The 9,854-nt window shown below is 38.0% G+C and carries 10 protein-coding genes; 8 read left to right on the top strand and 2 right to left on the bottom strand.

Annotated features, from left to right (window positions below):
• Nucleotides 1–241: 241 nt before the first annotated feature.
• Nucleotides 242–943, bottom strand: coding sequence for a YjjG family noncanonical pyrimidine nucleotidase (locus tag VJ786_RS16255; protein WP_099366310.1), 702 nt, complete (start codon nucleotides 941–943; stop codon nucleotides 242–244).
• A gap of 119 nt (nucleotides 944–1,062) precedes the next feature.
• Here VJ786_RS16255 and VJ786_RS16250 point away from each other — a divergent pair, with 119 nt between their 5' ends.
• From VJ786_RS16250 to VJ786_RS16225, 6 genes are all read left to right on the top strand, one after another.
• Nucleotides 1,063–1,938 carry a sensor histidine kinase gene (locus VJ786_RS16250; RefSeq protein ID WP_099366311.1) on the top strand — a complete coding sequence of 292 codons (876 nt, stop codon included), beginning with the start codon at nucleotides 1,063–1,065 and terminating at the stop codon, nucleotides 1,936–1,938.
• The gene (locus VJ786_RS16245) at nucleotides 1,928–2,635 is read left to right on the top strand and encodes a response regulator transcription factor (protein WP_099366312.1); all 708 of its coding nucleotides are present in this window, start codon (nucleotides 1,928–1,930) and stop codon (nucleotides 2,633–2,635) included. Before VJ786_RS16250 ends, VJ786_RS16245 begins: the two co-directional genes overlap by 11 nt.
• Before the next feature lie 8 nt (nucleotides 2,636–2,643).
• The gene (locus tag VJ786_RS16240; RefSeq protein ID WP_099366313.1) at nucleotides 2,644–3,159 is read left to right on the top strand and encodes a hypothetical protein; all 516 of its coding nucleotides are present in this window, start codon (nucleotides 2,644–2,646) and stop codon (nucleotides 3,157–3,159) included.
• Nucleotides 3,159–4,196: a uroporphyrinogen decarboxylase gene (gene hemE, locus VJ786_RS16235; protein ID WP_099366314.1), complete on the top strand. Its 1,038-nt coding sequence runs from the start codon at nucleotides 3,159–3,161 to the stop codon at nucleotides 4,194–4,196. Before VJ786_RS16240 ends, hemE begins: the two co-directional genes overlap by 1 nt.
• A gap of 241 nt (nucleotides 4,197–4,437) precedes the next feature.
• Nucleotides 4,438–4,989 (top strand): protoporphyrinogen oxidase HemJ, encoded by a 552-nt coding sequence (hemJ, locus tag VJ786_RS16230; protein WP_099366315.1) that lies wholly within the window; start codon nucleotides 4,438–4,440, stop codon nucleotides 4,987–4,989.
• A gap of 70 nt (nucleotides 4,990–5,059) precedes the next feature.
• On the top strand, nucleotides 5,060–5,569 hold the full coding sequence (locus tag VJ786_RS16225; protein ID WP_099366316.1) for a hypothetical protein: 510 nt from the start codon (nucleotides 5,060–5,062) through the stop codon (nucleotides 5,567–5,569).
• A gap of 82 nt (nucleotides 5,570–5,651) precedes the next feature.
• Here VJ786_RS16225 and VJ786_RS16220 read toward each other — a convergent pair whose 3' ends face one another.
• Nucleotides 5,652–7,082, bottom strand: coding sequence for an NAD-dependent succinate-semialdehyde dehydrogenase (locus VJ786_RS16220; RefSeq protein ID WP_099366317.1), 1,431 nt, complete (start codon nucleotides 7,080–7,082; stop codon nucleotides 5,652–5,654).
• 550 nt (nucleotides 7,083–7,632) lie between these two features.
• Here VJ786_RS16220 and VJ786_RS16215 point away from each other — a divergent pair.
• On the top strand, nucleotides 7,633–8,910 hold the full coding sequence (locus tag VJ786_RS16215; RefSeq protein WP_144038121.1) for a hypothetical protein: 1,278 nt from the start codon (nucleotides 7,633–7,635) through the stop codon (nucleotides 8,908–8,910).
• Nucleotides 8,911–8,933: 23 nt separating this feature from the next.
• On the top strand, nucleotides 8,934–9,854 hold a 921-nt coding region (locus VJ786_RS16210), incomplete at its 3' end, for a peptidase associated/transthyretin-like domain-containing protein (RefSeq protein ID WP_496196877.1).

Below are 9,854 nucleotides of genomic sequence, written 5' to 3'. Positions count from 1 at the left end.
GCCATCGCAAAATCTGGAAAGGGCTACATCGCAAAAGCGGCCTAATCAGAATATTATTTGGAGAAAATTTAATTTATTATTTGGATATATACACAGTTCATTGCGAGGAGGCACGACGAAGCAATCTTTAGCTTGTCATCCTGAGCGTAGTCGAAGGATCTGTACGCTTATATCCGAACAGATGCTTCGACTACGCTCAGCATGACATTTGGAAAGATTGCTTCGTTCCTCGCAATGACGGTTAAAAAATCTCCTGCAATTCCTTCAGATCCACAATCATATACTCCACATCCTCCGGCTTATCCTTATCCCCTGGATTAAAAAATATCGCTTCCAAACCAGCGTTCTTCGCTCCGCGAACATCCGCATCTAAATTATCCCCTATCATCACCGCATGTTCCTTCTCCGCTTGCCCATTATCCAAAGCATGCTTAAAAATCCTAGGATCCGGCTTATTAATCCCAACAATCTCCGAAATCACGATCGTCTCAAAATAAGGGTACAACTTGCTATGCTCCAATTTCTTTTCACAGGCCTCTTTAAAACCATTTGAAATCAGATGCAACCGATACTTCCCCTGCAAATAAGCAAGAGTTTCATGCGCATGGGGAAATAAATTCGTCTTGGTCGGACAAATCGCCAAGTACTCCTCCTCAAAAGCCACAGGAAACAATCCTGGATCCACACCCAACTGACTAAACGTATCAGCAAACCTCAATTTCCTTAAGGTTGCCTTATCGATCTTGCCATGATGGTACAGGTCCCATAACCGATGGTTATTCACCGTATAGGTCTCAATAAATTCATCCGAATTCTGTCGCTGAAAAAGATCGTGGAAATTAAATTTATAATAGAGATCATGTAAGGTCTCTTCGGCGTTTCTATCAAAATCCCAGATAGTATGATCCAGGTCGAAAAACAGATGCTTTTTATCTTTGAACATGTACAAATATACAGGCTTTCCAAAGGGCAGTCAAACCTGTTTCTAAGCCTACTGTCATATTCTTTTGCGCGTTTTCGATTACATCCGTATTTAAGTACCTTTGCGGTTGGAATTTCATTATGAGGAAGGCATTATTTCTTTTTTATTTCTTGTTTTTTTATGCGATCACGCAATTGCTTTGGTGGGGATTCATCTTGATCAAATTTGAACCAGACCGGAAGGGTATGATCATTGGTGAAGGCTTGATCTTCTTTTTGATCTTTATCTGGGGTGCTTTTCGCCTTAAGAAACATGTTAGAAGGGAACATGAGAACAACCAACAACAGCAGAACTTCCTTTTGGCCATTACCCATGAGCTGAAATCGCCCTTGGCATCTGTAAAACTTTACATCCAAACCATTCTAAAACGCGATCTGGACAGGGAACAGCAAAAGGTCTTTCTTTCCAATTCCCTTAAGGATATCGAACGTTTGGACGACTTAGTGGAGAATGTGTTACTTACCACCAAGTTGGAGAATAGGGCTTACCAATTGCCAAAAGAAGTGTTCAACATGACGGAGTTGGTCGAGCAGGTGATCGATCGTTTGCAGAAGAACGCCTGTAAATCCCAGGTCATCAAAGCAGATCTGGATGAGGATATTGAAATCAAAGCGGATAAATTTGCGATTACGAACGTAATCACCAATTTGGTGGAGAACGCGGTGAAATATTCACCACCCTGCGCCACGGTCTCCGTCAATCTGAATAAACAAGGACAAAACCTGTTATTTTCTGTTGCCGATCATGGGGAAGGAATTCCCGATGACGAAAAAAAACTTATATTTAATAAGTTTTATCGCGTCGGCAGCGAAGCTACCCGTAAAACCAAAGGAACCGGTTTGGGGTTATATATCGTAAAAACAGTATTACAAAAACACAATGCTTCCATTCGGGTTAAGGACAATAAACCCTCAGGAAGTATTTTTGAAGTAACATTTGAAAACTATGCAAGCTAAACAACGTATACTTCTGGTTGAAGACGAAGAACATTTATTGGAAGCTATCAAATTGAACCTGGAGCTGGAAGGCTATCGGGTGACTACAGCTACGGACGGTAAAAAGGCCTTGAAACTATTTAAGGAGGAGCGCTTCAATTTGATCATATTGGATGTGATGATTCCAGAGATCGATGGATTTCAGGTTGCTGAAACCATTCGTCTGCAAAATTCTGAAGTTCCTATCATGTTCTTGACCGCCAAGAACAGTTCCGAAGACCGTATCACCGGTTTGAAAAAAGGAGCTGATGATTATTTGGTGAAACCTTTCAACCTGGAAGAACTTATTCTACGTGTTTCCAACCTGATCCGTCGTGGAATGAAAGGGGATGACCTGAAAGAACTTAATTCCTACACCATTGGTGATAAGACCATCTATTTCAATTCCTTCGAATTGCACCATGCAGATGGCAGCATTTCATCCTTGACCAAAAAGGAAACGATGTTGTTGAAATTATTGATCGAACGCAGGAATGAAGCTGTTTCACGTGAACAGATCCTCGAAACTGTCTGGAACTATGATGTTTATCCATCTACACGTACCATCGACAATTTCATCCTGACTTTCCGTAAATATTTTGAACCTGATCAGAAACATCCTATTTATTTCCATTCCATCCGTGGTGTGGGCTATAAATTCACGGACAACCAGAATTAAATTAGCAGATGACCAATAATGCACGTAAAATAGTAATCGCTATTGCGGTTGCTTTTCTATTGTATGCCATATATGCCAAGCATTATAATATTGCGGTTTACATATTTGGTGGGATCGCCTACCTGACCTGGAGTTATTTTAAGGAAGGTACGGTTTATCTAGCTACTCAAGCTTTCCATAAGCAGGATTACGAACGAACCAAAGCTCTATTGGCGGAGATCAAGAATCCCGATCAATTGCGCAAGGGACGTCGTAATTTCTATGAATTCATGATGGGAAACATCGCTTTGAAAGAGGAGCGGGTAGATGAGGCGGAATACCACTTCCAAATGGCATCCCGCTTGCCATGGCGAAAAGATAATGAAAAGGGCATGGTATTGATCAATCTGGCAAACATCAACCTGAGAAAAAAAGAATACGAACGGGTAACTACCTATTTGGATCTGGCCGAAAAGCTTAAGCTAACGGCGCGTCAGGTTTCCATCATAGAAAAAATCAGAAACGAAGTAAATAAACATATATAGTGAACAACAATTTAAAGAATGATCTATTGATCCGTGCTGCCTTATCGCAGCCTACGGAACGACCTCCTGTATGGATGATGCGTCAAGCAGGACGGTTCATGAAGGAATATTGGGAAATCAAGAACAAATATTCTTTCTTGGAGATGTGCAAAACACCAGAGATTGCGGCGGATGTAACGATGTTGCCGATCGATCTATTGGGGGTTGATGCTGCCATTTTGTTTTCGGATATTTTGGTTACGCCAGAGGCTATGGGAGGTGACCTTTCCTTCGAGCAGGGTGTAGGACCGCGTTTCGCAAACCCGGTTAGAAACCTTCAAGATGCAGAGAACTTGAATGTAGATTGTTTGGACAAATTGCAATATGTGGCTGATGCGATCAAGGTGATCCAACAACGTTTGGATGGAAAAGTGCCTTTGATCGGATTTGCTGGTGCACCTTTTACGATCTTGAGTTATTTGGTAGAGGGCGCTTCGTCCAAGGATTTTAAACGTACGAAGACTTTACTGAACAATGAGCCGGAATTGGCGCATTATATTCTTCAAAAAATTGCAGATGTAACGATAGGTTATTTGAACATGCAGGTTGAGGCGGGTGTAAATGCCCTTCAATTGTTCGATAGCTGGGCATTGGCGCTTTCTTGGAACGATTACCAAGAGTTTGGCCATAAATACAATAAATATATTTTGGATAATATTAATCGTAAGGATATTCCAGTGATCTCTTTTTGTAAAGGAAGTTCGGTATTTGCGCCTATTATGGCAGAAGCAAAACCGGATGTGGTTTCGGTGGATTGGAATGCTGATCTGTTGAATATCAAGAAATCTTTGCCTGCTGGAATGGCGGTACAAGGAAACTTAGATCCTTTTGTTTTGTATGCGGATAAACCGGTGATCAAGAAGAAGATCTTGGATCTTTTTGAAAGGATGAGAGGGGAAGATGGTTTTATTTTTAACCTAGGGCATGGTATTATGCCGGATATCCCTTTTGATAATGTGAAATACGCGGTAGAGGTTATCAAGGATTTTAGGTATTAGGCTTTCTCCTCGGGAGATTAACCGTCATTGCGAGGAGGTTTTTCTCCGTCATTGCGAGGAGGTACGACGAAGCAATCTTTAGCCATGTATGTCATCCTGAGCGTAGTCGAAGGATCTGTACGGTTGTATACGAACAGATGGTTCGACTACGCTCACCATGACATGGTTAAAGATTGCTTCGTTCCTCGCAATGACGTTATAACGGACTTTCTTTTCGTACCTTTGTAATAAATACTTAAAAATGCTTTATCTATACGCCAAGGCTATTCATATCATTTTTGTAGTTTGCTGGATGGCGGGCCTGTTCTACATGCCACGCCTTTTTGTTTACCACACCGAAGCAAAACAAAAGTCAGATATCGAATACCAAGTGCTTCATAAGCAGTTTAACATCATGGAAAGCAGGTTATGGTGGGTTATTACCACCCCATCCATGTATTTAGTAATCACCTCAGCCCTCGTCATGTTATATGTCAACCCCGGATTATTATCCATGGGATGGATGCATATGAAACTGGCCTTTGTACTCGGATTAGTAATCTACCATTTTATTTCCCAAAGGATCATGTATAAGCTTAGGGACGGAAATTCTACCTGGACCTCCACCCAGTTACGTCTTTGGAATGAAGTTTCTACCATTATCTTATTTGCGATTGTATTTTTGGTGGTATTGAAATCAACGATAGGTTGGGTATTTGGAGTAACAGGAATTATCGGATTAGGTGTTTTGCTGATGGTGCTGGTAAAGCTTTACAAGCGCTATCGAAAATCTAAAGGAGAAAAAGTAGATTAGGACTATAAAACGTAGGCTAGAACTCTGCACCAAAGACTAAAATTATAAAAAAGAGACTAAAATTATAATTATGAAGAAGCTATTGACCATTTTATTTTGTGGATTATTATTTATTGGAAGCAGTCAGGCACAGGAGCATAAATGGGCTTTTGGATTTTATGGCGATGTACAGATGGAAAGTCCAACTTATGATGGGAGTTTTGGTGTGCAAGGAAAGTATGATCTGACCAATTTTCAGGCTTTACAGGCCCAGGTTTATGGTAGAGGTGGATATATTGCCGTAGGTGCAGATTATTTGGTGAATGTATTTAACAAGGAAAAGTCTAATTTCAATATTTTTTTAGGTCCGGGTATTAGTCAGGATTTTTATACCTATGATTTTACGATCGATGGGGATGTAGAAGGACCTATTAGAAGAAAAGAGAATTATACGAATGCGATTGGACAGGTAGGGGTGAGTTATTATTTTCCCTCAGTTGATTTATCGATTTATACAGGGTATAAGTTGAAGTATCAATTTGCTTCGGAAGCGATAGATCCCAATTATGTAATGATAGGGGTGAGGTATCATATTTGGTAACGTCATTGCGAGGAGGTACGACGAAGCAATCTTTACACTAACCGAAAGATTGCTTCGTACCTCGCAATGACGGGTAAAGTTCCTACTCTCCGAAACACAAATACTTAATTTCCATATACTCCTCCAACCCATATTTCGAGCCTTCCCTTCCCAATCCACTCTGTTTCACCCCGCCAAAAGGAGCCGAAGCATTTGAAATCAAGCCTGCATTAATTCCTACCATACCAGCTTCCAATTGCTCCGCAACTCTAAAACATTGCTTCACATTTTCACTGTAGAAATAAGATGCCAAACCAAAAGGCGTATCATTAGCCATTTTTACTCCCTCATCCTCCGTTTTAAATTTAAATAGCGCACATACAGGACCAAAGGTTTCCTCACTTGCAATCAAGCTATCCGGGCTTACATTAGAAAGCACGGTAGGTTCATAAAACAAATCCTTGATCACTTTCCCACCGGTTTCAATCTTTGCCCCTTTGGCCAACGCATCCGCCACATGATGCTCCACTTTTTCCAACCCAGACTTATTGATCAAAGGACCAACCTGGGTCGTTTTCTTCATTCCATTTCCAACAACCAAATTCTTAACCGCGGCTGTCAACTTCTTACAAAACGCTGCATAAACATCCTCTTGCACATAAAACCTATTTATGGAAACACAGGTCTGCCCCGTATTACGAAACTTCCCAGCTATAGCTCCCTTAACCGCCAGATCAATATCCGCATCATTAAATACCAAGAATGGCGCATTCCCTCCCAATTCCAAAGATATCCTTTTGATGGTACTCGCAGCCTGCTCCATCAAAGTCCGACCAACTTCCGTTGATCCCGTAAAAGATATTTTTCTTACCAATTGACTTGTCGCCAATTCTTTTCCAATCCCTTTACTATCCTTTGAAGTGATCACATTAAACACACCTTTTGGAAATCCTGCCATATCCGCCAGCTTAGCCAAAGCAATGGCCGAAAAAGGGGTTTGAGATGCCGGTTTAAGAACCACAGTACATCCTGCCACCAATGCCGGAGCCACTTTCCTCGTAATCATAGCAAGCGGAAAGTTCCAAGGCGTAATGGCGGCCACCACACCAATACCTTGCTTAATGGTCTGAAGCCTGGCATTACCTGCCAAGGAAGGAATAGTTTCCCCATACGCACGTTTCCCTTCCTCAGCAAACCATTCCATAAAAGAATTGGCATAATCCACTTCTGTTTGAGATTCATTGATGGGTTTTCCACTTTCCAAAGTCATAATCTCCGCCATCTCATCCCGATGTTCATTGATCAATTCGAAAAGCCTTCTAACCAACTTCGACCTTTCGCCTACAGGAGTTGTTTTCCAGCTCTTCCAAGCCTTGTCAGCAGATTTAATGAATTTCTGACAGTCTTTCACGGTCAGATCCGGCAAAGAGCCGATGGGTTTTAAAGTGGCTGGATTGATTACTTCAAATGTCTTTTCAGAAGAAATAAAAGAACCGTTATGATAAGCTTTTTCGATAAAAAGTGAATTCTTCATGATGCTGTGATTTCTGAATACTTACTGAAATTTAGGGATTACCCTATATTTTCTGGATTCATTGTATGATTTATGGAACAGTGAAGGTAAAGTTTTGTTTCGAGCAGTATGTTGCAAAAAAGTAATATTATAAATCATGTACAAAAGAATTTAGGCTAACTTTTTTTATAGTTCGCTTCGGTGTTAAACCATACTGAAAGTATACCTAAAGTATATAAAATGTATGCTTTACCTACTTTTCGCCTACTTTAACCCTGCTTTAAACCTAATTAAACCACGATTCTAACCCAAATTCAAACATATTTTGAAGTCATAGGTTAGAAACAACCTCGAGAAAATGGATAATAAACGTTTTTAGATTATTAGATATTAGACATTAGATATTAGACTTCTGTAAGGCGCCCAAGGTCTATCATCTAAAATCTATCATCTATCATCTAATTTTTTTTGATATATGGATTAAAAAAATTAAGTTTAGATATCCAATTGTTAATTGCTGCTCATCTGTTTTTATAATCGGAGACTAACTAGGTAAAACCATTAACTTTTTATGAAAAAAATAACAATTTTTATTTTATGGTTTGTTTTATTTGGGTGCTCGTTGATGATAATTGCAGCGGCACAAGAAAATAAAGTTTTTCACATAAATCGTGACTCTTCAATTCAGCTTCGCATCGATCCTAATAATTTAACTTCAGATTTTGAATCAGAGGTATTTGATTCCACTAAACTAGTTTATTTAGAAACCATTCCAGAATCTGAATTTAGAGATGTGGATAATTTATTTATTACAGAAGACGAATATGTGATATTTGAAAAAAGGTCTTCCACCATATTTATATTCAAGAAAAATGGTAAGTATCAAGCTAAAATCGAATTTCTAAAAATTCCCGGAGTAAAAAAATATTTATCTTATCCTTGGTATTTCAATGAAAATGATAAAAGCATAAACTTTTTCAATAATGAAACTGAATTAATTTATTTGTTTGATTTAGAAGGTGAACAACTTAAAGTTGTACCAGAAAAAGATGTTTTTATTGATCAAAGAAAAATGGTTAATAGAATATCTCTAGATTTAAAGTATAGGTCAAATATTCAAGAAGAATTTTATGACTTATTTATTGTAAGAAAAAATCTAGATTCAATTGATTCATTGAAATTTATTAACCGGAATAAGGTTTTTATAAAGCGCAATGATATCTTAAGGAAGGGTAAGCATTTTTTGAATAATAGGCTCGATAGGAGTCTTTTTATAAGAGAATTCGATCTTAGTATTTATGAAATTGATTCAAATGCAAATTTTCATCAAAGATTTGAAATTATTTTGCCTTTAGAATTTAGCCTACCAAATGATTTTTTATACAATAAAATTTATGATGGTAAGAGAATTAATTTTATGGTTAAAAACATGAATCTAATCTATGCATTAGATTATGTTTATTCCTATCAAAATTTGTGGGTCATGCGATTCAGTTCAAAACAGGCTATTTTATATAATTCCAATAGTAAGGTTTTAACCGATTTAAATTCAATTGAAGCAAAAGATATACAAAAGTCTGGAGCTTATAACCAAATTTTAGGAATGGATAAAAACATTGTTTATACATCAATTAACTTTGATTATTTATCGATGTTGAAACAACAAAGGAAAGATTTGGAAAAATATACTGAATTATCTCAGAAAGAACCTAAAAATATGTTATACCAAAAACAAAGACAATTTTATGAGAAAGTAGTAGTGAAGGAAATGACAGATGATTTGAAGAAAATTAGCGAAATGAAATTTCATAATCCCATTTTAAGGCTCTCTTATTTAAAAATGAATTAGTCGTTCCAAAAGGATATTGTCCTATGAGAAATAGCTTTCTTCTGATTTGTTTCCTATGCTGTTTAAGCAAGTTTAGCTTCGGGCAAGAACCAAGATCAATTAATTACAAATTACAGGCTTTGGTAATTGATAAAAATACAAACGAAGGGATACTTTCCGCTTCCGTTGTATTATACGATGCATCAGGAGAAGAGTTGTTAAAATATGGACTAACCAATGGCAAAGGCTTAATTATATTTGAAAATCTACCTAAAATCAAAGAGGCGACACTTTTAAAAATCACCCATGGAAGTTATGAACCAATTGAAATAAAATTCCAGAGTCCAGATGTTCCGAATGTATTGGACTTAGGAAATATTAAAATGAAAGAGCGGATTAGAGAGATTGAGGAGATTGCCATAAACCTTCCCCCTGTTTTTATGAAGAATGATACCTTGATCATTAATCCTGCTGGCTTCAAATTAAAAGAAAATTCAGTGGTTGAAGACCTGTTGAAAAAGGTTCCTGGCATTGTGGTCTGGGCAGATGGGGAAGTGACTGTTAATGGAAAATCAATTAAAAATGTGCTCGTTGATGGAAAGCCCTTTTTAGGAGGGGAAACCATTGTAGCTACTAGAAATTTGCCAAATTCTGCTGTTAAAAATGTGAAAGTTTATGAAAAAAGAAGTTTGAATTCGGACGAAGAGGGCCCACTCGAAATGGATATCTTGCTAAAAAAGGGAACAGGAATATTTGGTAATATCGGATTTAGTTATGGGTATAATGATAGGAGGGAAGGAAGTTTGACGTTAAATTACTTTAATAGAAAACAACAATTTAGCTTGGTTGCAGGGTTGAATAATTTAAATAAAGAAGCCAACACTGTTGCAGAATTTTTGAAGGCAAATATCTATATGGCCGGAGGCAATGATCAAACCTCCTTTATGAATGCCGTATCCCAAGTA

It is taken from the genome of Sphingobacterium tenebrionis (assembly GCF_037126265.1).
GTDB classification, from domain to species: Bacteria; Bacteroidota; Bacteroidia; order Sphingobacteriales; family Sphingobacteriaceae; genus Sphingobacterium; species Sphingobacterium tenebrionis.
Note: the sequence above shows the minus strand (reverse complement) of the source record. Positions and strands in the feature narration are given on the sequence as shown.

What these genes read in the sequence shown, in the direction of transcription:
- VJ786_RS16255 (WP_099366310.1), bottom strand. Translation starts at nt 943, where the DNA reads ATGTTCAAAGATAAAAAGCATCTGTTTTTCGACCTGGATCATACTATC.
- VJ786_RS16250 (WP_099366311.1), top strand. Translation starts at nt 1,063, where the DNA reads ATGAGGAAGGCATTATTTCTTTTTTATTTCTTGTTTTTTTATGCGATC.
- VJ786_RS16245 (WP_099366312.1), top strand. Translation starts at nt 1,928, where the DNA reads ATGCAAGCTAAACAACGTATACTTCTGGTTGAAGACGAAGAACATTTA.
- VJ786_RS16240 (WP_099366313.1), top strand. Translation starts at nt 2,644, where the DNA reads ATGACCAATAATGCACGTAAAATAGTAATCGCTATTGCGGTTGCTTTT.
- hemJ (WP_099366315.1), top strand. Translation starts at nt 4,438, where the DNA reads ATGCTTTATCTATACGCCAAGGCTATTCATATCATTTTTGTAGTTTGC.
- VJ786_RS16225 (WP_099366316.1), top strand. Translation starts at nt 5,060, where the DNA reads ATGAAGAAGCTATTGACCATTTTATTTTGTGGATTATTATTTATTGGA.
- VJ786_RS16220 (WP_099366317.1), bottom strand. Translation starts at nt 7,082, where the DNA reads ATGAAGAATTCACTTTTTATCGAAAAAGCTTATCATAACGGTTCTTTT.
- VJ786_RS16215 (WP_144038121.1), top strand. Translation starts at nt 7,633, where the DNA reads ATGAAAAAAATAACAATTTTTATTTTATGGTTTGTTTTATTTGGGTGC.